Raw genomic sequence first — 23,614 nt, 5'->3', positions numbered from 1 at the left:
GCGGCTATGCCGACGAAGGCGAGGAAGTGTTCGGCCTTGCGTTCGTAGCGTCGGTGGAGCCTTCGGCAGCCGGCCAGCCAGGAAACGGTTCTCTCCACGACCCAGCGGTGTCGGCCCAGTCGCTGTGAGGACTCGATGCCTTTGCGGGCGATGCGGTGGCGGATGCCGCGCTTGCGCAGCCATCGGCGCAGGTGGTCGTAGTCGTAGCCTTTGTCGGCGTGCAGTTTCGCCGGGCGTCGGCGGCGGGGCCCGCGGCGGGAGCGGATGGGCGGGATGCCGCGGACGAGCGGCTCCAGGCCCTGGCTGTCGTGCATGTTCGCGCCGGAGATCCCCAGGGACAGGGGCAGTCCGTTACGGTCGCAGATCAGATGGATCTTCGATCCGAGTTTGCCGCGATCGGTCGGATTCGGTCCCGTCAAAGGCCCCCTTTTGCCGCCCGCAGACTGACCGAGTCGATCGCACACCGCGACCAGTCCAGCTCACCCCGAGTCCCGAGCTCGTCGAGGATCACGCGGTAGAGCCGGGCCCAGACCCGGTCCCGGCTCCACTGGGCGAACCTGCGGTAGACCGTCTGCCAGGCCGGACCGAACACCGGCGGCAACTGCCGCCACGTGCACCCCGACGTCGCCACGAAGACGATCGCTGCCAGGGCTTCACGGTCACCCGCCCGGCGCCGACCACCTCCCTGCGGACGTATCACCACCGTCGACGGCACCACCCGCCGGAACAATGCCCACAACTCCTCCGGCACCAACCGCTCCACCAGATCCGTCATGCATGGAACAACGAACGATCACGCCATAAGAAACGACGTCTAAAGTCCCGCGCCCCGCCGCAGCCTCCTTCAGACGGCTTTCCCGTGCCCGGAGGTAGGGGCGGCCATCCATACGTTCTGGGTGGCTCCCCTCACTGTGCCAGGGACAGGGCTTCCGCCTTCTCAGGAGAGCTGGAGGCGCGGCTCAGCGGGGGCTGTGGAGCCTGCCCGCGTTCCACCCCGACAGCTCGGCCGGACGATTCGTGATGACCCCGTCGGTCCCGAGGGGTTCCAGCGCACTCCAGTGGGCCGCGTCGTCGACCGTCCAGACCATCACGGCCACGCCTGCGGCGTGCAGGTCCTTCACCACGTCGGGTCGGGCGAGCAGCTCGGTGGCCAGCGGGTTGTAGGCGCTCAGGCCGAGTTCCCGGGCCACGGCGACGGGATCGGGGTCCAGCTTGGCGCGCAGCAGGCCGAGGGGCAGTTCGGGTGCCAGTTCGCGCGTGTGCTTCAGCGCGTCGACGTCGAAGCTCTGTACGACCACGCGGTCGGTCATGCCGTGATCGCGGACCTCCTCCACGATCCGGGCCACCTCGGCGCGGCTGTGCCGCCCCTTGATCTCCAGGAGCATGTTCCCGCCGCGCTTGCGCAGGTCGTCCAGCTGGGCGGCGAGGGTCGGGACGCGCGCACCGGCGTAGGCGGGACCGAACCAGGAACCGGCGTCCAGGGCGTCCACCTCCGCAGCCGTGAGCGACCGGATCAGGCCGGCGCCGTCGGTCGTCCGGTCCACCTCCGGGTCGTGCAGCACGTACGGCACGCCGTCCTTGCTCGGCTGCACGTCGTTCTCGATCCATTCGGCGCCCCCGCGGCGGGCCACCTCGTCGGACATCAGCGTGTTCTCCGGCGCCGCGGAGGAGGCGCCCCGGTGACCGATCACCGCCATCGGCGAGCCGGGCGGGCGGAGCAGGGCATTCTCGGTGACCTTCGCCACCCTGACGTCGTCGAAGGAGACCCGGGCGCCGTCGACGAGCAGGGCCTGGCCGCCGTCGGCGGTCCGGGACACACGGGTGGTACGGAGCGCCTCGCGGCCGTCGAAGAACCAGCGGGCACGGGTCCCGCGCACCTCGACGGCGAGCCGCACGTCCCGGTCGGCGCCGACCGCTGCCGGAAGGACGGACTTGTCGGTGACGTCCCAGGCCTCACGGCCGGGGGTGCGCCGCGCGAACTCCAGGAAGCCCGGGGCCGCGCCACCGCGCAGGAGGCCCGCGGCCCAGGGGGCGGTGCCGCTCGCGGGCACGTCAAGGCCGAGCGCCACCCAGGGTGCCGCTCCTCCCGGTCCGCCCGCCTCCGCGAAGCGGACCGTCGTCTCCAGTCGGAAGTCCGTCAGGTGACGGCCGAAGACGATGCGGTTCGGCCGCCCATCCGCGTCCGGAACGCCGACGAGCCGACCGTCCTCGACCTTCCAGTCGCCTTCGACGGCCTTCCATCCGTCGGGAAGTCCCGCCTCGGAGAAGTCCTCGACGACGACCGATTCACCCCTCGCCGGAGCGGCCGGCACGGGGCGGGGCTCGGCCGACGGCTTCCGGTACACCAGATAGGCGGCGACAAGACCGCACAGGACGGCCAGAACAAGCACAACAAGGGCAAAACGCCCTCCTCGGCCTGTGCTGGTCCTGGCTGTGCGGTGCTTAGTCATGCGCAACACCCTACTGACTTCGGCTTTCCAGGGTGACGCTGGGGCATCCAGGGTCAAGCTGGTGCGGTTATGAAGCCGCCGAGGGTGTCGGGCCAGTATGAGGTTGGTCCCCGGGACCGGACACCGGGTTTCATGCGGCGAATGAGAGACTATGTGACGTGATCAGCCACAGTTCGAACTCGGCCGGTGTGAGGTAGCCGAATGCGGAATGCCGACGGTGCCTGTTGTAGTACGAGAGCCAGCGGAACAGCTCAAGCCGGGTCTATGCCTTCGAGGTCCAGCGGCGTCCGTGAAGTAGTTCTCATTTGAGGCTTTGGAAGAACGATTCGGCCAGGGCGTTGTCGTAGCTCGAGCCGACCCAGCCCATGCTTCGGCGGATTCCGTACCGACGGTAAATGTAGGCGAAAGCGGCCGGGCTGGGCGCCCCTATCGGTGTGGAAAACGAAGCCGCTCATCTGGCCGCCGCGGGCGGCCATGGCTATCTCGATCGCGTCGGTGACCAGCGAGGTCCGCATATGGTCTCCGATCGGCCAGCCCACAAACCTGGCGCGAGCAGATGTCGATCACCGTGGCCAGGTAGAGTCAGGTCGCGCCGACGGCTATGTAGATGATGTCGCTGCATCACCAGGTCCGGCACGGGCGGCGCGGCCTTGTCCGCGATCGTCGTCCGCTTCTTCCTCCGCAGGTGCCGACCGACGATGTGGTGGACCCGCATCAGCCGGGTCACACGCTTGCGGTTGATCCGCCGCCCCCTCGCCCACAGCCCGGCATGGACGCGCGGGGCACCATAGGCGCCATCGTGCTCGGTGTGGATGGCGCGGATCTCGGCCACGATCCGTTTATCCTCGGCCCGGAGCTCGGCACGGGCCCGCCCGGTGGCCAGATGGCGGTAGAAGCCGGCGCGGGACACACCGAGCACCCGGCAGATCCGCCTGACGCCAAATTCGGCGCGGTGGTCGGAGATGAAGTCCCAGCGGCGAGGGCTCACTTCACCTCCCGAGCGAAATACGCGGCCGCCCGACGCAGGATCTCCCGCTCGAGGCTCCACTCTTTCTCAGCCTTCAGCAGCCGGACGTTCTCCGCTCGCAGCCGGGCCAGCTCATCCACCTCGCCGCCCGGGTCACTGCATCCTGGCACGGCCGCGTAGGTCCGCTTCCCGACCGCGGCTCGGTAGAACGCGATTGCGCCCTTCCTGAACTCCTCCGGATAAGGAGACTTGCGTCCCACTGGGCATCCCTTCCTGGATCAGAATCCATTTTCAGGGTGCCCACTCCAAGGGATCAGCCTCATGCACCGATATCCACCTCGGCCTACTCCAACCCACCTACAGCATCATCTGCTTGCGACGCCTACGAACTTCATTCTGAGACGATCAGTAAAACGTATTGCCGAGAACAGGCGGTACACACCCGGAGCCCTTGCGGGTGAGCCGGTGTATTTGAAGGCGGCTCGTCGAGTTTGTGCGGACTTCAGGACATGTTGCCCTGGCATACCGTTCCCACGGCCGGGGTGTGGCCCGTGCGGAGGTATGTGTTGACTGCTTTTGTGACGCAGCGGTTGTAAGGGTATGTGCCATGGCCCTCTTCCTTGGCCGTCAGGAGTATGCCGACACCGTCGCCCAGGGCGCGGGCCATGTGGCGGGCGCCGGGATAGGGCGTAACGGGATCGCCGGTGCCGCCGACCACGAGAACGGGGGCCGCGCCGTCGGCGTTCACCTGAGGGGTGGTGCGCTCGCCGTCGAACGGCCAGCCGTAGCAGAGGTAGACGCTGGTGGACCAGGCTGCGCCGAAGACGGGTGAAGCGGCTTTGACGCGGGCCTCGTCTTTCTCGAGGCGTTCGGTGTCACGCAGGCTGGAGTCCGCGCAGGTGATCGCGGTCTGGGCGGCACGGCTGTTGTCGGGCGAGGTTGCCGCGCGGTCGGCGGAGCCGGTGTCGTCCGCGCCTTCGTTCAGTGGACCGCCGTCGTTGTGGTCCATCAGCGCGGTGAGGGCCTTGGCGAGTGGTGGCCAGCCATCTGTGCCCAGACTGAGATGGTCGCTGACGGCATATGCGAGGTCGTCGGCGTCGAGAGTCCTTCCGTTGCCGGCCGGAGCAGGCTTCTTCTTCAGGCGGTCGGCCAGACGTGCCATGCGTCGTGCGGCTTCCTGGGGCCCTCCGCCGGTGGGACAGGGACGGATATGGGCCGCGCAGTGCGCGGCGAAACGGTCGAACGCCGCCTGAACCGCCTTGACCTGCGAGATCTGCTTCTCGTTGCGATCCATGGTCGGATCGATAGGCGCTTCGAGGACGAGGCGTCCGACGTGTGACGGGTACAGGTGGGCGTAGACCGCGCCGAGTTCCGTTCCGTACGAGACACCGAAGTAGTGCAGCCGTTCGTCGCCGAGGAGATAACGCATCAGGTCGAGGTCGCGTGCCGTGTGCGAGGTTGCGATATACGGAAGGAGCGCCCCGGAGTGCTTGGCGCAGGCGTCGGACCCGTCGTAGCCAGTGTCGTTCGCCGTCTTCCCGCAGCGCACGGGGATGGTCGCGCCGACGCCGCGCGGGTCAAAGGAGACCAGGTCGTAGCGGTCGAGAAGCGGCTCGTACTGACCGAGGAATTCGGGCAATCCGCTTATGCCGGACGCACCGGGGCCGCCGAAATTCAAGACGAGCGAGCCGATCCGCTGGGCGTTCGGGCCAGTGGCTTTGCGGCGGATCAGGGCGATATCGATCGCCCTGCCGTCTGGTTTCCGGTAGTCGAGAGGCGTCTTCATCGTGGCGCAGTCGTAGCCCGTACGCGCGCTGGGCGGCGAGGTGCAAGGGGACCAGTGGAGGCGCTGGCCGGTGGTGAGGGCGGCGGGCAGACCGGCGGGTGGGTTGCTCGCGGTGAACTCCGTGCGCGGCTGAGCACTTCGGCCGGGAGCGTTGTGGTAGTGCCAGGCACCCATGATCCCGAATGCGGCCAGGACAATCCCGATGATGACCCGCGCGCCGACCGAAAGGTCCAGTTTTTTATCTTGTGCCGGATATACGTCGTTCATCGAAACTCCTGCACTCCCACCCCTGGACATCCGCCCCGCAGCCCATGCTCATGTGCGTGATCGTCCGATCGCTGAATGAATGCAGAATACAAGCCGACTGAGCCGTTTTCATCCTGGATAGCTGCAGGTCAGCAGGGTGTGGGTGGCTTGGACGCTGGTGCTGATGCGGCGGGTGGGGCATAGGGCTCGGCGGAGGACGCGCCAGGACTTCAGCTGCGCGAAGACGCGTTCACCGGCAGTTCTCAGAGGGGCGTGGTCGCGGTTGTACTGCTGGTAGTGCTCGGGCTGTTCGCGGTGGTTCTTGTACGGAGTGCGGACGGTGGCGCCGGCGCCCTGATAGGCGCGGTCCGTGAGAACGAGGATCTGCCGGGTCCGGCAGGCCTGGACGATGCCGTGGTCCTGGGCGGCAGTCAGGTCATGGGTTCAGCCGGGTGTCGCACGGGAAGATCACAGCGGTGTGCCGTCGGGACGGGCGATGACCTGCACGTTCACGGCTGCGCTTGCGGTGTTTTTGCGAGTAGTGCGGTTCGTCGGCAGCGATGCGGTCAATAGGAATCAGGGTCCCGTCGACGACGCCATAGTCGCCTCGCCCAGGCCGGTCAGGGCCTCGCGCAAGCCCGGCGCCCATGCCGCGAGAATGTTGAGGGTCTGGTCGACGTAGCGCCAGGCCGTGGCTGTCGAGACGCCGAAACCGGCTGCCGGAATGTGCAGCGTCTCGCTCTTGCGCAGGCGCATCGGCGCAAGCAGGGTCTGCTGGAAGCAGCCCGGCTTCCGCCACCGCGAACGGCGTTCACACCTTCGTGCGTAGATGAGCCAGGAAACATGCTCAACCAGCTCATGCGGGACGTCGACCATGGCACGATACGGGACCGAGCGAGGCTCCTCGGACGATGCGTGGTGCGTAGAGAACACCACCGCAACGCCCAGGATCCTCGCCTCGTCACATACCCCTGCTGACCTGCCATTTCATCCCACAAAGACAGGATGAAAGAGGCTCATTGGATGAGTTCGATGTGTGGGTGGTTCGGGGATGCCGGGCAGGTGTGGAGCTGTAGGTCATAGCCGCTGGCAATGTCGATCATGGTGAAATTCGCTGGAGGAGTGCCGGGGAGGAGCCGAGTGGGGTTGGTCTGTTCTTCTTCAGGGATCCAGCTATCACTGCTGTCCCATTCGGTGGTGGCGATTGTCAACAGGGGTTCAGTATCGCGGCCGCATTCGGGGCAAGGCCGGGGGGTGGGATCGGTGAGACCCCACCGGGTCCAGCCGCCGGTCTTCCAGCCAGGGGCTACGGACAGCATGTCCATATAGCGCTCATGGGGGGCGATCCGGTAGGAGCTGTCCAGAGCCGGGCCGGCGGCAGTCTGCCACTGACTGAGGTCTCCCAGTTGCTCCTGGAGTTCCTGGCTCAGCTCCAAATAGTTGGGGTATTCGGTAACCGTTTCAGGTGTGAGCAGGCACGGTTCTGGTAGGTAGGTCTCGAACCGGACGGCTGGCGGCTCAGGCGGTGTGGTCAGAGGTTTGGTCACAGTGACGGCCGAACGCCAGAACAAGGCCGTCTTGGGGTGCTCAGGATGATCGAAGGGGCACCAGAGCACCTGGAGCAGATCCGCTTCGGACTGCGTGGGACGGGGAAGCAGCGGGACATCGCGTAGGTACAGCTGAGCGATGGGCAGCATGGCGATCGGGCCTTCAGGCCAGGGGCGGCCAGCCAGGATCTGTTTCTCCACGGCTAGTTCCTCGGGCGTGGCCCAGGGGCCTTGCGGGTCAAGACGCCGCCGCTCTTCGCATTCCCTCCGGTGCCGCCGCCACGCCCGGATGTCGTCCGGTGAGAGGAGGGGTCGTCTGGCCCTTCCCCGCTCATGCGGTGCTTCGCAGTGCGGCCAGGGCTCGTCGGCGGGCCAGAGCAACGGCCCGCCGACAGAGCTGTTGTGCGGTGTGGGGGATCCGGGACGGGGATGCAGTCGTGTGGCTGTGCGGGCCAGTGGGGCCAGCTTTGGGAAAAGCGCCGCCACGTCGAATGGTCGTGGCGGTGTGGTGTAAGGCATGCTGGCTCCCGATGGCGCTGTCTTAGTTAGTTTCCGAGGTTGAGTTGCCCAGTATCCTTCTGGCTGTTGGGGACGTAGACGCTGGGGAACAGCTCCTCCGTCGTACCGTTAGCCCGTTGGATGGTAGCGCTCATGGTCACTCCCACCGGAATCGTGCTCGTGTCATCCCGGTAGACAGGATTTACCTGGTAGAGGATCGCATCGTTCTGCCCGAAGCTGCTCTTCTTCACCTCTTCCTGCGCCTCGTACTCGAACGTCCTCATGCTGGGCGTTCCGGTATTCATGCCCACCTGCCAGCAGGGGACGAGGTTGTCCTGCCCACCGTCTTCGATCTGGCCCGGTCCGCCGAGGATGTTGGCGATCAGGTGGCAACGGGCCTGCGAGGTGCCAGGAGAGAAGTCGTCGCGGAACTTCTGGGCATCCAGCCAGCCGGTGATGTTGCCCGAGGCCGGTTTACCCTTCCCAGGCGTCTTGCCGAGGCAGGCCTGAGCCAAGGATGGCCGGGTTCCGGCCGGGCCCTTCGGGGTGATCATCTTGTTCACATGGGCGACCGGCTTCGTGGTGTTCTTGCGCCACCCAGTACCGGAAGGAACTGATCCGGCCGGCCGATTCTGCAGACATGCGGCCTGCGCCGCCTGGGTCGGCGTGCTGATGTCCAGCTTGAACTGCTCCGCGTCGATCACCCGCTGGCTCCGGAAGCCTTCAGCCAGCTTTTGGCCAGCGAACTGTTTGTCAGCTGGCAAGAGGTGGGCCCGCACGCAGGGAGCAGCAGGGTCGAGGTCCAGGCTGTTGCCGAGGACATAGGTGTCCCAGCCGCCGCTGCTGGCATTGGGGACGAGCTCGACACAGCGGGCCCCGTCGACGCCTCCTTCCTTGACTTCAGCAATGGGGAACCCGCCACACGTGTCGTTCTCGACGAGGTCATCCCTGGCGACGAACGTTCCGCAGGTTCGGCTTGAACGGTCGGCGATACCGCTCTTCTGCCGAGTCAGCGGCTTGGTCTTCCCCCAACCATCGTTGAGATTCTGCTGAGCCCACTGGTAGGCGGCGATTGCGCCACCGGCATCCGAACTCTGGGCCTTCATCGGCACGACAGCCATTTCCGATGGGATGACGCAACCGGGCGATGAGGGGGCCCCGGCGTCTCCCACCGCGTCGTCACAGCGAATCTTGCGGGGGTTGTTCCACGAAGCGTTCGGATCGGTGATTGTGGCACCGGGAGCGGTCACATACATCTGGTACGAGGTGTCGAATTCCGCGACGGCGCCAGCGGCGGGGGCCGAAGAGTACGTCACAGAGCCGGTGAGGGACTGTCCCAGCGTCAGGTTGCCGGTGAACCAAGGTGCCGCCTTCGTCACTTTGCAGCCGGCGGTGCAGGCAGCCCGGAACTTGGCACTCAGGGCAATGACGTCACCCCGAGCCTCAGTCATCTTTACAGTGACCTGCTCGCTCCATGTCGTACCGCTGGCAGGCAGTGACGCACTGGTGGCGACCTCCAGCGTGCCTCGTCCGATTTCCACACCGTTGCCGTCACGCAAGATGTAGAGGACATTCAGGCCGCTCACGCAGTACGAGAAGCGCTCGTAGGAATAGTTGCCGACACCGCTGACCGAGCAGCTGGCACCTGCCGTCAGTGTCTGCGCGGCAGCGGTCCGGGGCGCGGCGGCAAACCGGGCCGGGGAGGGACTGAAGCTCACGCAGGCTTCGACCGCTCCTCTTTTGCGCTCCTTCGACCCTGTCTCGACGGGCTCGCAGCGCTCTGCAGATTTCTTCGGAAGGTTGCCGGGCGTGATCACGGACGACGTAGCATCGGCTTGGTCTGTGCTCCCCATTCGCCCGGATGCTGTCGCGGCTGACTGCGCCGAGGCCACCCCGGTTGTGGTGAGTCCCAGTGTTACCGCAGTCAGTACTGCGAGCACGGTTGACCGCGCGCGTAGCCGGATGACGGCTCGCGGACGTGTTCTGTGCATACTTGTCAAATCTCTCTTCTGTTGGGGTAGATGGGTGGGACATCGCGCCGCGTGACCACCCGTAACCTGCCTTAGGCGTCTTGACGGTCACAGCATCCAGGAGCTTGGCGTCCAGACGGATGGGAGTCCGGGTCTTCTGCCTGGTGGAGGTGAGGCGCCCGTACAGGTATGGCCGATCCAGCGGGGAGCCCGATGTGCGCAATCCCTGAATGATCCGTTGTCCGGCACGCTCCACTGGAACGTGGCTCAGCATCCTCCCTAGCGCAACCAGGCTTGCGCGCCGGATTAGGAAGCCGCAGAGCTCCCCTCCCTGGACCTCGTGTGGGTCACCCCCGTTCCCTGCGTGAGGGCAACGGGGGTGAACTGCGAAGCACGAGATGTAAGGCGCTGCTGGCTAGCTGATGGACTGGATGGTGCCCCAGCCGCCGCTGCCAACCTCGATGCTCGGGCCGTCGATCGGGCCGTGGATGTCGGCGCCGCCCTTGTAGAACCTCAGGGTGCCCTCGTTCGTGGTGGTCCAGGTGTCGGCGACGCCGTTGCGGTCGGCGTCGGCGGCACCGGCGATCAGGGGCCGGAAGGAGGTGGTGTAGCCGCGGCCGTACTCGGTGCGCTCGCTGAAGTTCTTTCCGTCGGGCAGTCCGGCGTAGTGGTACAGGATGCCGTCGCGGGTGTCGCGGGCCAGCAGGTCGACGCGGCCGTCCTTGTTGGCGTCGCCGGGCGCGGCGAGGTCCATGACGCCCCAGCCACCGGTGCCGATGGTGATGGGAGCGGAGACGGCCGGCTTGGCGCCGCTGGTGCCGTTGTACAGGTAGAGCTTGTTGTCGTAGGCGGCGACGACGTCGGGGTGCCCGTCCTTGTTGACGTCACCGGGAACGACGATCTGGGCGCTGGTGGGCAGGGTGCCGATCTTGACCGGGGCCGCGAGGGTGCCGTCACCGCGGTTGGGGTAGACCAGCAGCTCGCCGCCGACGATGGCGACGATGTCCTCCATGCCGTCGCCGGTCCAGTCACCGCGGTGCGCCACCGAGGCGCCGCTCCAGCCGCCGGTGCCGATCTGGATCCGGGCGCCGAGCGCGCCGGTGCCGGTGCCGGGGTAGATGAAGAGCTTCCCGGTGTCCTCGACCGCGACGAGGTCGGGCTTGTTGTCACCGGTCATGTCACCGGGGACGAGGTTGGCGGTGTTGGTGATCCAGGTGCGGATGTCGTCGACGCGGGTGGCGACGGCTCCGGTACGGGTCTCGGCGGGGTCGGTGCCCAGGCAGCCGCCCTGCCACGACCGGCTGGCGACGGCGACCAGTTCCTGGGTGGTGCCGTTGGTGCGCAGGACGGGACCGCCGGCGTCGCCCTGGCAGATCGCGGCGTCGCCGGTGGCGGTCAGCGCCACGTCCGCCGAGCTGTCGCCGGTGGCGGTGAACGCGCCGGTGTGCAGCTTGTTGGGGACCCACTCGGTCTTGGTGCGGCCGAAGCCGGCGGTGGTGACGGCCTGGTCGGCGGTCACCGGGGTGGAGGCCAGGGCGACCGGCTTCACACCGGCCACGCCGGTCACGAGCTTGACCAGGACCAGGTCCCGGCCGGCATGCGGGACGAGCTCGGCCGCGGCCCGGGTGGTCCCGACGGTCGTCTGCGCCAGGTCGACGCGGCCGACGGTGACAGTGGTGGCGACGGTGGGCTTGCCCGTGACGGGAATGCCGGCGGCGCTGAAGCAGCTCTTCGCGGTCAGGACCCAGCGGGGCGAGACGAGAGTGCCGGTGCAGGCGGTCTTGTCCCCGACGTTGATCTTCGCGGTGAAGTTCAGCTGCGCCGGGGCGTCGGGGCCGTCGATGGCGCCGGCGGGAAGAACGGTGGCGGCGGTGGCGAGCACGGTGGCGGCACCGACGAGGACTGAGGCTCTGACGCTGTTGTTGAGTGGTGACATGTGTAGTTCTCCGGAAAGGGAAAGTGAGGAAGTCGGGGCACGGTCAGCGGATCAGGGTGAGGGGCGGGTTCCCGGGAGAGATGGGGTGGGTGTGAAACTTCAGGTCGCGTTCGTCCGTGGCCTGGACCCGGGTTACACATGGCGGCTGCCTCATTCCCATCGCACGAGACGATGGTCAACTGCGGGTTTACCTTGGTGTCACAGGCACTGCATTGCGCGGGTTGCGGGGCGGTCGCGCTCCAGCATGTTCAGCCGCCACCCTTCAACCAAGGGCGACAGCCAGCGGTTCATCATGATTCTTTGCCGGGGTGGCTTCGCCCTTAATGCAGGCTTCGGTACCAGGTGATGGCAAACCTGGTAGTCCTCCAGTTCCGGCTGGGGCTCCCGCTCCAACTCCATGGAGTGGGGGCGCTCCGGTGGGAGCGGACACGACCGCGACAGTTAGATGTCGGCCTGGACTGCGGGCGGCTCGGCTGGTATGGCAAGGATGTTTGTGATCGGCCGCAGCAGCGGTTCAGGTCGATGCGAGCCGCCCCCCTGAAGGGCTTTATACCCAATGGGTTGACCACCCGGCTAAAGGTTGTCCCGTAACTCAGGGCGAAGGCTGGTGGGTCACCATAGACAGATCAGCTTGTCTGGTTACGCCCCGACTTGCGGCCTCAATTGGAGCCGGCTAAGCAGGTCGAACCGGACACTGACAGGCGGTATCTGGAGTTACGGGGCAACCTTTAGCGTGGTCGCTTGTCAGGCTCCTCCGGCACGGGGAGGCCTCGGGCCGTCTTGTCCGCGACGGTTACTTAGAGGTCCTGATCTCAACAAGCAGGTGGTCGCGGCCCTGCTCGTCCGCACTCTCGCCCACGGGCGTGAAGATGTCCTTGGCCACATCGAAGGACTTCTCTTCCGTCCCCACCGTCATGTCGACCTTGGCCGTCTGCGTCGTGCTTCCCCGGATGCCATAGACGGCAGGGATCTCCAGAGTCAGCCAGCCGCTGTTGCCGGTGACCTTGAAGCAGATCGTCTCCCTGCTGCGTGCCCAGACCTCCAGGAGACCGGACTCGCTGGCGCAGTCAGCCAAGGTGATGTGGCCGTCTCCACGCTTGAGAGTGATGTTCTTCTCGGCAAGAATCTTATTGGCCAGCGGATACTCATGGGTCTCTACCGCGTACCCCGGGCCCTCGCCTGCAACGGGCACCGCCGCAATATCGCTACCCTTTCCGGCGGTTACCAGAAACGAGGCTACGGCCAATGTCGCGCAGCCTACTGCGAAGGCGCGCAGAGAGTTCTTCACTGAAGCTCCAAAGGGTGCTCTAAAGCATTGCATGAACACAAAGACTGCCCCGATTTCTATTTCTGACGGGTGACTCTATGCGGCGCAATGAGGTACTGATACATGTACAAGCATGCGCTTTTAGCGCGCTACCCAGGGGATTGAACGCATTTCGCTGCGCTCACGGCGAAGATCACCCCCCGCATCGATTACAGCCCTGACCTGGCCAGATGTCCATACGGATAAATTACTCATATAGTCGATATAAGACCAAAACGGGCGCACACGGCCCTGCACGGAAGGTCTTTAGCGAGGGATTCAGTGCACTGAAATCTCAATCTACAAAGGTTGTATCGACAGGGATGACAGATTGATTAAGGTTAGATGTCTGGATGATCACGGCAGGATTCACTGATTCCGAACGATGACCGCTCGGGCAGTATGGGTATTGTGTTTGCTTCGCGGCGACGCGGCGCTAGGATGGCAGTGACCAAGGGGAGGGATTCGCTGGCGTGCCGACTTTTCAAGCACACACAGTGAGTCGGAGAGTTGATCGGAGAGTAAATTATCCGATCCTTTCGTGCAGCTCCCCTGTCCTGTGGTGCTGAATGACGCTGAACCCGCCCTCAGCAGCACCGACAGGACCAACACCCTGGTCTCGCGCCAAGACACCCGAGCCGCACCCGCACTTCTGGCCCAGGCAGCGGGGTGCAAGCAGCCTCGCCAACTCTCCTATCAGCCTGCCTCCTTGAGGAATACCCATGCAGATGACCTTCATGAGCAGACGCCGCCTCCTCGGAGTGCTGGCCGCCGCCACCGCCACCGCGGCCCTGCCTATCCCTCTCTCGAAGCCAGCCCGAGCCGCCACAAGCAACACCCCCATCTCACTGCCCGACACCGACCGCGCCAAGGCCCTGACCGCGTGGCTTTCCGGCGGCAGGGGAACTCGTGCCCTAGCTGCCCAGGCCCTGTCCGGTACGGATGCCGAAGTGACCACGTTCCTTACGGAGAAGCTGGCCAAGGTCACCGCGGAGGACAACCGGGTTACGGCCCTTGCCTACATGGCCAATGCAGGCAAGGGCATGCGGCGTGAGGGGACTGCGGCCCTGCTCGGCGGAGACGCGGCCATTGCAACCTTCATACAGAGCGGCTACAAGCCGGCCGTAACTGAAGACCTGCGGGTGGCCACCGCCGCAGTCATCAATGTCGGTGGCCGGGCCGTCAGGCGTGAAGGTACGGCCGCGATAGACGCGGGTACCGACCAGGCGCTGGAACGCTTCATCATCGAAGGCCGCTGGAAGGCCGATGGCGAGGACATGCGGGTCGAAATCGCGACGATCATGTTCGGAGCGGGCCCGGAGGTGACCAAGTACGCCGACCGCGCTCTGAAGGGCACGGACACCGACCTCGGCTGGTTCCTGGAGATCGGGCAGCACCTCGCCCGTGCCCGTGACCTGGAGAAGGCCACCATCAAGGAGCTCGTCGCAGTCGTCGAGCGTGAGGGCAAGCGGGCCCAGGCGAGCACCGACCTCGCCGTCGAGGCCTCCCAGCGAGCCCAGACCGCTGCCGAACGGGCCAAGGAGGCGGCTCAGAAGGCCGTGGCGGAAGCGGAGGCGGGCAAGAATGACGTGAAGTTGTCCGGTGAGGCGGCTCACAAGGCCGCTGCTGCCGCCCGCGGGGCGGCTGACGCCGCCCGTATCGCCATCCGTGCCTCGAGTACGGCCGTGGAAGCTTCCCGCCGAGCCGCCCGAGCCGCCACGGGCGCCTCCCAGGCTGCGGCAGTGGCCGGGTTCGCCGCCTCTGCGGCCTACAACGCAGCCATCGCCGCATCCAAGGACGCCACCAAGGCCGAAGCAGCGAAGAATGCCGCGGTCGCCGCGCGTAACGCTGCGGCCAAGGCCAAGAGCGCGGCCGCCGCCGCTGACCAGGCCGGCGCCGCCTCCGCCGCTGCCGCTTCGGCAGGCGGCAGTGCCGCGTCCGCCGCGCGTGAGGCCGCCACCGCGGCCAAGGCCTCCGCCCAGGCGGCCACCGCCGCCGGTATTGCCCAGTCGGAAGCAGCTGAAGCGCAGCGGCAGGCCTCCATCGCCAGCACGGCGGCGAACCAGGCCACTAACGCGGCCTCCACCGCCCAAGCCCTCGCCAACGAATCCGCGAAGGCCGCCCGAGATGCACGTGACGCAGCCAACTCCGCAGCACGTCACGCCGAGGAGGCGGCCAAGGCTGCCGAGGACGCTGTCAAATTCGCCGGTCAGTCCATCGACTACGCGAACAAGTCGACCGCACACGCCGCCGAGGCCGTCAAGGCTGCGGACACGGCGACCAAGACTGTCACCCAAGCCGTCACCGTCGCCAATAAGGCACGCGAGGCGGAGTGGGCTTCGCTGGAGGAAGACCGCAAGCAGGCCTTGGAGGAGGCCAAGGAACTGGCCGCTCTCGACAGAGCCCAGCGTGCTGCCGCGCTGAACAAGCGCACCCAGGCCGAGCAGACCAGCCAAGCCACCAAGGACCTGATCAGCAAGGCCGAACAGGCATTGGCCGCACAGGACTACGAGCTCGCCACCACCTACGGGCGCAAGGCAGCGGTCGCTCTGCTGGACTCCAAGGGCACCTGGACCCGTGAGGCGGCCCAGTTCGCGCTCGCGGGCTCCGAGTACGACGTCCTGTCCTGGATCGACCTCGACCGCGCCCTGGCCCAGGCGCAGGACGACCGCGAGACCATCCTGTACCTCGCCCAGGTCTCCAGCCCCGCAGTCGCCGACGGAGCAGCCCAGGTCCTGGCGAGCGGGAGCGACCAGGCCGAAGGCGACTTCACCACCGGCGGCATCATGAAGCGCCGGGCCGAGGAGAACAGGGTCCTCATCTTCCGGCTGCTGAACGAAGGGCCCGGGGCCGCGGTCAAGGAGGCCGCCGACAACGCCCTGAGGATCAACACGCCGGAAGCCCTGCAGAAGTTCTTCGACGAGGACCTCGGACGCGCCATTGAGGAAGACGCCCAGGTCAAGATCGCATCACTCATCCACACCGGAGGGCCCTACACCAAGGCCTTCGGCGAAGTGGCCCTCGCCGGCCCGACCTGGATGAAGCTGCATTTCGTCGAGGTCCTGTGCTTCAAGACCGCTCAGCTCGACTTTGACTCGGCCAGCCACGCCGCGGCAATCCAGGCAGCCATCTCCGCAGCCGCCAAGATCGCCCAGGAAGCGCAGCGCGACGCCGCCCGCGCGTCCAAGGCCGCCGCCGACGCACGCAACGCTGCTACCGAAGCCTCGCAGTGGGCAGATAAGGCCATCAAGGCCCAGGAGAGGGCCTCGGGATACGCCACAGAGGCCAACAACAACGCCAACGCCGCTGAGAAGTCCGCCAACGACGCGCAGGCACAGGCCGACAAGGCCAGGGCTGCAGCGAACGTTGCCCAGGGAGCAGCCAGGGCCGCCAACTACTCCGCCAACAAGGCCCTCGATGCTGCCCGCAGCGCCTTGACCTCAGCCCGCTCGGCACGGGCCTCGTCCGCCGCCGCGCACAGCTCGGCACTCAGCGCTGGGAAGAGCGCCAGTGAGGCAGCTGCAGCAGCCTCACAGGCCCGCCGCATCGCCGTGGTCAAGCGACAGCAAGAGCTGATCGAAATGGCCCGTAAGGCTGCGGAAGAGGCACTCGAGAACAAGGAGAAGCAGCACAACCCCGCCGACACTCCGCAGAACAACAAGGTCAACCCCAACGGTACGGGTGGCGAGGAAGACTGGTGGACAGACGCTGGCTGGTGGGCTGACGCTTTCGAGGTCAGCAGCGGCCTGGCGGCCATCGGCTCGGTCGGCTGTCTGGTAGGCATGGTCTTCTTCCCGGCAGCCCCGGCCCTGGCCACCGTGTCCACCGTGCTCAGCGGCATTTCCATCGCCGCCTCCGGGCTCAGCACGGTCTTCAACGGCATCGAATACGGCTGGACGAGCAAGGAGTTCATCGGATCTACCGGCCGCTTCGCTCTCAGTCTGCTCTCGCGTGGCCGGGGCGGATTCTCCGCTGCACGCCTGCCAGTGAAGGCTGAAAGTGTACTGGTCCCCGTGGCCAAGACCACCGTGGACGTAGGTTCCAAGATCATGAAGGAGTTCTACGACCTCGTCTCCTGAGCCACGCACCATGACCGCCACCAGCACGGCTAACGGTCAGTAGGCCGTCATCAAGGCCGAGTCTAACGACTACGAGCCCTTCGGCGAGTCGCTCGGTGGGGCGCGATCCACGGTTGTCGACCTCCGCGTCACCAACTGCCCCCGCCTTTTCGTCTCCGTCCACAGCAGCGGGAAATGAGCGTGCAGCGCCACATGTCCCGCCCTTCTAAGGAACAGATAGTTGTCTGCAAGACGCCCGCGTACCGTCGCGGCAATGAGCCTCATGGCCTTCACCATGGCGGCCACCACTCTGGCCACGCCCGCCACCGCCCTGACCGGAACCGACGCCCCGGCACAGCTGAACTTCACCGCGAAAATCGTCGTCGGGGAGAAGTCCTCCTGCACTGGTGCGCTCGTCGACCCCCAGTGGGTTCTGACCGCGAAGAGCTGCTTCACCGCCGCCGGGATCTCCACAGCTGGCAAGCCTGCTGTCGCCACCACCGTCACCGTCGGCCGTAATGACCTGACCGAAACCGGCGGCAGTGTCCAGCAAGCTCTCACGCTCGTGTCCCACCCCGACCGGGACCTGACTCTGGTCAGGCTCAGCACCAAGGTCGGTTCGAACGTCACTCCCGTCCGGATCGCCACCACCCCCGCCGCTGCCGGGGAGCAGTTGACGAAGGCCGGGTTCGGCCGGACGAAGACGGAGTGGGTGCCCAACAAGCTGCACACCGGTACCTTCACCGTCGCCTCCACCACCGGCACGGACGTAAACCTCAATGGTTCCGAGACCGCGACGGTGTGTCAGGGCGATGCCGGCGGCCCGGCCCTGCGGATGGTCAACGGCACGCCCGAGCTCGTCGCCGTGGGTTCCCGCTCCTGGCAGGGCGGCTGCCTGGGCACCGATCCGGCCGAGACCCGCACCAATGCCGTCGACACCCGGGTCGACGACGTCGCTGGCTGGATCCAGCAGATCCGCCTGGCCGCTGTCATCCCGGACATGACCGAGGTCATGACGACGGGTGACTTCAACAAGGACGGCCGGTCCGACATCGCCGTCGTCACCGCCGACGGCAACCTCCACGCCGCCTACGGCCGCGCCGACGGCACCTTCGAGTACGGCCGCCCGCTGTGGAAGCTCGACGGCAGCTGGAAGACCTTCACCGACATTGTCGCCGGCGACTACAACGGCGACGGCAACACGGACATCGCCGCCGTCTGGGGCGGCGGCAGCCTCCAGCTCTACGCCGGCAACGCCGACGGCACCCTGGCGCCCGCCAAGAAGATGTGGCCCGACGGCTTCGACTGGCGCAGCATGCTCCAGATCGCCCGCTACAAGGTCGACAACTCCGGCCGTGACGGCCTCCTCGCCGTCTGGAGCGGCGGCAGCCTCTACGGCTACCACACCGACGCCAACGGTCTGCTCACCGAACAGAAGCGCCAGATGTGGCCCGACACCTCGTGGAAGAGCATGAAGATCCTCACCACGGGCGACATCAACACCGACACCCGCGACGACGTCGTCGCCGTCTCCCCCAACGGCTACCTCGTGCGTTACGACGGCAACGCGAGCGGCACCCTCAACAGCGGCGTCGACATCTGGCCCGACAACGGCTGGGGCGGCATCAAGATCTACGCCGGCGACTACAACGGCGACAAGAAGACCGACCTCCTCGGCCGGTGGGGCACCAACCTCAACTTCTACAAGGGCGACGGCAAGGGCACCTTCGGCACCAGCACCAAGGCCTGGCCCACCCTCCCCTAAGCCGACACAACGGCTGCTTGAACGACCGATCCCCAAGCAAAGCCGCCGGGCCCCGGGAAACTCGTTTCCCGGGGCCCGACCCACACTCGTACAACAAACGACTACGGCATCGTCGCCGAGACCGGCTTGGCGGGCGCCCAGGCCCTGCCCCGCGAACAGGACAGGGAGTCCCGTACGTGAGCACACACGACGAGGAGGACCCCGCCCTGATGCCGGGCAGGCGCAGAACCCGTGTGCCGAACGGGCCGTGCGCATACTGTGCTGCCTCCTGGGCGGGCTGTGAGCACCAGGCGCAGTGCGATGACGGTGGGCAGCTGCTACACCGCGACGACCAGGATGCGATCCAGGGCGCGCAGCTCGGCTTCGCTGACAATCGCGTCCAGCCGCTCAGGATCTGTCCGGTCGATCATGAAGCTACCGGGTCGTGAAGCGTACTGAAGCGGTCCCGCAGCCGGATCGCCCGAGGATGTGACTGAGCGTCGTACTTGGCCCGTCCGGCCAGATACACGCTCAGTACTCGGTGGAGCCCGTTAACGGCGTCCCGTACGGTCGACCCGTGATGATCAAAACGGGCGACCCCCGCAGTCTCGGTATCCCAGCCTCCGAGGCGCGGCTGAACTTCGATACGGAACTGCAGGAACTCGGCGGCGGACCGCGGCGCCGCTTGCTCACGGTCGACGACGAGCCTGCCTTCGAGCTCAGCTTCTACTGCGGCACGTGCCCGCTCCTGTTCCGCCGGCTGGAGACCGCGCGGGAGAAGCTGTCCCTGGAGAGCATGCAGGAACGGCTCAGCGGAACGCTGGATGATCCGGACGACGGCAGCCTGATCGATGCGTTCAGCACGTTGTTGCCGAAGGGCGAGTACCTTCCGCTGCTCTTGGAGGTGGAACCCCGGCTGGTCATCCCCGGCAGAGAAGGCGACTACTTCAGCGGCGAACAGGTCACGACGTGGGGGATCGATCAGTTCTGGGGCCTTCCGGAGTACCCGCACACCCCTTACTACCGGACATTCGAGACCGCGGTCGACTCGGACGCCCACCTGTACGAATTCGTCGTACCCATGGTTCCCCCGACGTGGAACGAGCGGGAGCGTGTCGAGGAATACATCGCGCTCATGGAGCAGGGAACGGTCCCCACGGCGGTGGCGATCTCCACCCTGGACGTGTGCCAGCCCGCCATCGACCGAGGAGAGGACTACTTCGTGCACTGGGGCTTGACCCACTTCCTCCTGGACGGACACCACAAACTGGAGGCCGCCGCCACCGCCGGTCGGCCGGTGCGGCTCCTCTCGCTGCTGACCTTGGACGAAAGCCTGTCCGGAGCGGAAGACACCGCCCGGCTGCCTGCCTTGCGCACGCAATCCCGCACGGCCCGCCAGATCGGGCGGTAGACATCGGTACGTGACTCCGGCCAACTACAACACTCAGTGGCCAACCGGTTGCTCAGCTGCAAGTCAGTGGAACCAGACGACAAGGCGTACGTTCTTGGCCCCGTGGACTTCGCTGAGGATGCGCATGACGCTCCAGCCCCGGCCCCAGTCGGTGTGTCATCCCCCTGCGGCTGAGGCGCGGGTTCGTGTACCTGAGGAGTTGGTCTCCTGCCAGTCTGTGGTGTCCAGCTCGGCCCAGGTCAGCCAGGTTAGTCCCGTGCACATCGTGGGGGCCGCCGTAGCCGGCGAACTCAGCTCGCAGCCCATCCGAGGCGTCGACCGGGAAGCCACGATCTTCCGCCAGGGGCCTGGCCAGCACCAGCAGATCCGGGGTAATGCGAGGTTGAAAGTGTCGCCCTGTCGGGCGGGCGCCGGTACATGAGTGAAGCCGGCGGAGGGCCGCCCGAAAGCGGCCCGGCACACCGCCGGCTTCTCGCAAAGTCCGGACCCGAACAGGACCCGTTCTCGTGCCGCCATCATACGGCCGTACCCGGCCCCAGACCCCAGGAGACGACGTGATCCCCCGCGGCCGCCCCGTCATCAACGAAGCCGGCATCGCCGCCCGCGCCGGCGTCCCCCTGCCCACCTGGCGCCGCCGTGACGCCCCCGCCTTCCGCGAACGCGTCCCCAGCCTCCTGCCCGGCAGCCACCACCTCCTCTACGACCTCGCCCAGACCGAGGCCTACCTCGCAGGTCGGCCCATCCCCGCCCTCCCCGCCGGCGAACACCCCGACGACCTCCTCACCGCCGAAGAAGCCGCCGCCCTGCTCGGCATCACCACCGCCACCCCCCGCTCCTACGCCGCCCACGGCCACCTCTCCCCCGGCACCACCCTCCACGGATCCCGCCTCTGGCCCCGCCACGAAATCCACCACCGCCGCGACAACGCCCCCGGCCGCGGCAAAGGCAGCGGCCGCCGCCCCGGCGAACCCCAAGGACCGCGCAAAGCCCACGCCTACGAAAACGACCCCCGCCTCACCATCGCCGCCCAGGCCCTCACCACCGCGGTCCCCGGCACCCCCAAGGGCCGCATCGCCGCCGAACTCGCAGACCTCCACGGCCACACTTCCCGCACCTGGGAACGCCTCCTCACCACCGCCGCAACCCACCGCACCGGCGGCGAAGGCCAGGCCCGACTGTGAACAGGCACACCCACGGCAGACGGCGTCCCACGGCCAGAGCTGCTAGCGGGTCCACCCCGCAGGCGCAGGGAATAGTTCCGAACGCTGCCGGTAGCCGGATCAAACAGAGGACCATCCCCGCGAGCGCAGGGAGCAGACGCCGGCTGGCTTCTGGGCGGCGCAGGCGATGGGTCCATCCCTGCAGACGCGGGGAGCAGCAGGGGACTCGTACCCCGCCCCTCCGGCTGGTGGGTCCATCCCCACGGGCGCGGGGAGCAGGACGGCACCGCGTCCCTGTCCGGTCTCGCGCAGGGTCCATCCCCGCGGGCGCGGGGAGCAGAGCCGGGCCATGGCCTCGGAGGCCCGGAGCAGGGGTCCATCCCCGCGGGCGCGGGGAGCAGACCATGGACAAGAGCGTCTTCGGGTTCATCCCGGGTCCATCCCCGCGGGCGCGGGGAGCAGCGAGCTGCCTTGAGACGGCATTTCATGCACGGGGGTCCATCCCCGCGGGCGCGGGGAGCAGTGTCCCGAGGTCAGGGCGCTCTGCGCCGTGATGGGTCCATCCCCGCGGGCGCGGGGAGCAGGGACGAGGGCCAGAAGGTCCAAACAGACCCCTGGGTCCATCCCCGCGGGCGCGGGGAGCAGTCGCCGGCACCCAGCAGCGCGCGGATCCGGCAGGGTCCATCCCCGCGGGCGCGGGCAGCAGCCAGACCTATGCCGGTCGCGCAGTGTCCGCCTGGGTCCATCCCCGCGGGCGCGGGGAGCAGATCTGATGTCGGGCGCCGCGTGGTCCCGGCTGGGGTCCATCCCCGCGGGCGCGGGGAGCAGGCCGCCGCCCTCGTCATCCTCGCCAAGATCGCGGGTCCATCCCCGCGGGCGCGGGGAGCAGGGTCTCGGGCGGCTCCGCCGTGGTGAGGTCGGAGGTCCATCCCCGCGGGCGCGGGGAGCAGTCCGCCCCGGGCCGTCATCGGGCCCGGGGCGGGGGTCCATCCCCGCGGGCGCGGGGAGCAGGACGGGGAGGACGGTGGCGGGGGCGCTCCCCCGGGTCCATCCCCGCGGGCGCGGGGAGCAGCCTCCACGCCGGGATCGACATGATCCGCGACGGGGTCCATCCCCGCGGGCGCGGGGAGCAGTCCCCCGCCACCGCCGAACTGGTGCGCCGCCTGGGTCCATCCCTGCGGGCGCGGGGAGCAGCAGTCGTGGATGACGGGCGTCGGGTCGAGGACGGGTCCATCCCCGCGGGCGCGGGGAGCAGGGCATGAAGAGCGCCAGCGTCTACGGCAAGACGGGTCCATCCCCGCGGGCGCGGGGAGCAGCGGGTCGGGCAGTGCGCGGGCGATCAGGCGATGGGTCCATCCCCGCGGGCGCGGGGAGCAGGGCGCTGCCTGCGCCTGCGTCATCACCGGCCTGGGTCCATCCCCGCGGGCGCGGGGAGCAGGAAAGGCCACGCTCACCGACACGATTTCGGCCGGGTCCATCCCCGCGGGCGCGGGGAGCAGCTAGATATCGAACGGGAGCGGGTTACGGGCTTCGGTCCATCCCCGCGGGCGCGGGGAGCAGTCGGCGATGAGCCGCCTGGGCAACCCGATCACGGGTCCATCCCCGCGGGCGCGGGGAGCAGGCCGAACGACAGCCGCTCGAAGTGGCGCAGCGTGGGTCCATCCCCGCGGGCGCGGGGAGCAGGCCTGCCGGAAGGCGTAGTTCGGGGCGGCGCCGGGTCCATCCCCGCGGGCGCGGGGAGCAGACCAGGTCCCGGTACTCGGCCGGCACGGACGCGGGTCCATCCCCGCGGGCGCGGGGAGCAGTCGACCATCTTCAGGTCGATGATGACGAGCACGGGTCCATCCCCGCGGGCGCGGGGAGCAGGCCGCCCTCGCCGTGTACCGCGAGGTGAAGGCGGGTCCATCCCTGCGGGCGCGGGGAGCAGACGAGAGAGTGCGACGGGTCGAACGTGATGGGGGGGGTCCATCCCCGCGGGCGCGGGGAGCAGTCCGGGGTGTGGGTGGAGGACTTCACCCATGAGGGTCCATCCCCGCGGGCGCGGGGAGCAGACGAGGCGGCGGCGAACCACGCGGCCGTTGCGGGGTCCATCCCCGCGGGCGCGGGGAGCAGTAGCCCGAGATCGGGCCGACGACGTTGGCGCCGGGTCCATCCCCGCGGGCGCGAGGAGCAGGTGTGGTGCTCATGAGCGGAGTCTCCCGCGATGGGTCCATCCCCGCGGGCGCGGGGAGCAGATGAACGTCCTCGGTCACGCCTCGGTGCTGTCGGGTCCATCCCCGCGGGCGCGGGGAGCAGACCTCCACGCTGCGGCACTTCGAGCGGATGCCGGGTCCATCCCCGCGGGCGCGGGGAGCAGCTTCACGTACGGAATGTCTCTGACCTGGGTTGAGGTCCATCCCCGCGGGCGCGGGGAGCAGATCGGCAGCTCGCTGTGGATGCGGTGGCCGGAGGGTCCATCCCCGCGGGCGCGGGGAGCAGCTGCCGTCGTCGCCGGGGTTCTGACGGTCCGGGGGTCCATCCCCGCGGGCGCGGGGA

Annotated in this window: 11 protein-coding genes, 2 pseudogenes and 1 CRISPR repeat array (1 of these 14 only partly in view); of the genes and pseudogenes, 4 read left to right on the top strand and 9 right to left on the bottom strand. The window is 67.6% G+C overall.

What is annotated here, in order from left to right; all coding sequences use genetic code 11:
* From ACWGSR_RS27805 to ACWGSR_RS27765, 9 genes and pseudogenes are all read right to left on the bottom strand, one after another.
* A protein-coding gene (locus ACWGSR_RS27805) for an IS5 family transposase (protein WP_453570059.1) occupies positions 1–775 on the bottom strand; the annotation gives its coding sequence in 2 pieces (ribosomal slippage) (positions 1–421 and positions 421–775; 776 coding nt annotated over the 2 pieces). This gene is flagged as partial in the annotation.
* 184 nt (positions 776–959) lie between these two features.
* Positions 960–2,390, bottom strand: a complete 1,431-nt coding sequence (locus ACWGSR_RS27800; RefSeq protein ID WP_453570056.1) for a glycerophosphodiester phosphodiesterase — start codon at positions 2,388–2,390, stop codon at positions 960–962.
* Positions 2,391–2,580: 190 nt separating this feature from the next.
* Positions 2,581–3,566: pseudogene (locus tag ACWGSR_RS27795) on the bottom strand (IS3 family transposase); the annotation flags it as partial.
* A 353-nt stretch (positions 3,567–3,919) separates the two neighbouring features.
* Complete coding sequence (locus tag ACWGSR_RS27790) at positions 3,920–5,470, bottom strand: alpha/beta hydrolase (RefSeq protein ID WP_453570053.1); 1,551 nt, start codon at positions 5,468–5,470, stop codon at positions 3,920–3,922.
* A gap of 108 nt (positions 5,471–5,578) precedes the next feature.
* Positions 5,579–6,325 (bottom strand): annotated as a pseudogene (locus ACWGSR_RS27785) (transposase family protein).
* Positions 6,326–6,465: 140 nt separating this feature from the next.
* Complete coding sequence (locus ACWGSR_RS27780) at positions 6,466–7,515, bottom strand: hypothetical protein (RefSeq protein ID WP_453570051.1); 1,050 nt, start codon at positions 7,513–7,515, stop codon at positions 6,466–6,468.
* 26 nt (positions 7,516–7,541) lie between these two features.
* Positions 7,542–9,311: a DNA/RNA non-specific endonuclease gene (locus ACWGSR_RS27775; protein ID WP_453570048.1), complete on the bottom strand. Its 1,770-nt coding sequence runs from the start codon at positions 9,309–9,311 to the stop codon at positions 7,542–7,544.
* A gap of 568 nt (positions 9,312–9,879) precedes the next feature.
* Entirely contained in the window at positions 9,880–11,400 is a 1,521-nt protein-coding gene (locus ACWGSR_RS27770) for an FG-GAP-like repeat-containing protein (RefSeq protein WP_453570045.1), read from the bottom strand.
* 793 nt (positions 11,401–12,193) lie between these two features.
* Positions 12,194–12,688, bottom strand: a complete 495-nt coding sequence (locus ACWGSR_RS27765) for a hypothetical protein (protein ID WP_453570040.1) — start codon at positions 12,686–12,688, stop codon at positions 12,194–12,196.
* 740 nt (positions 12,689–13,428) lie between these two features.
* On the opposite strand from ACWGSR_RS27765, the gene ACWGSR_RS27760 reads away from it, so the two are divergent.
* From ACWGSR_RS27760 to ACWGSR_RS27745, 4 genes are all read left to right on the top strand, one after another.
* A complete protein-coding gene (locus ACWGSR_RS27760; RefSeq protein WP_453570037.1) occupies positions 13,429–16,785 on the top strand; it encodes an ALF repeat-containing protein in 3,357 nt (1,118 codons plus the stop codon).
* A 253-nt stretch (positions 16,786–17,038) separates the two neighbouring features.
* Entirely contained in the window at positions 17,039–18,529 is a 1,491-nt protein-coding gene (locus tag ACWGSR_RS27755; protein WP_453570035.1) for a trypsin-like serine protease, read from the top strand.
* A 559-nt stretch (positions 18,530–19,088) separates the two neighbouring features.
* On the top strand, positions 19,089–19,919 hold the full coding sequence (locus tag ACWGSR_RS27750) for a hypothetical protein (RefSeq protein WP_453570065.1): 831 nt from the start codon (positions 19,089–19,091) through the stop codon (positions 19,917–19,919).
* A 554-nt stretch (positions 19,920–20,473) separates the two neighbouring features.
* On the top strand, positions 20,474–21,100 hold the full coding sequence (locus ACWGSR_RS27745) for a DNA-binding protein (protein WP_453570032.1): 627 nt from the start codon (positions 20,474–20,476) through the stop codon (positions 21,098–21,100).
* A 107-nt stretch (positions 21,101–21,207) separates the two neighbouring features.
* Positions 21,208–23,614: direct repeats of the CRISPR family, unit length 29 nt; unit sequence GGGTCCATCCCCGCGGGCGCGGGGAGCAG; it runs 309 nt beyond the window's last position.

This window comes from Streptomyces sp. NPDC055632, assembly GCF_053618675.1.
This window is presented reverse-complemented; position numbering and strand designations above follow the sequence as displayed.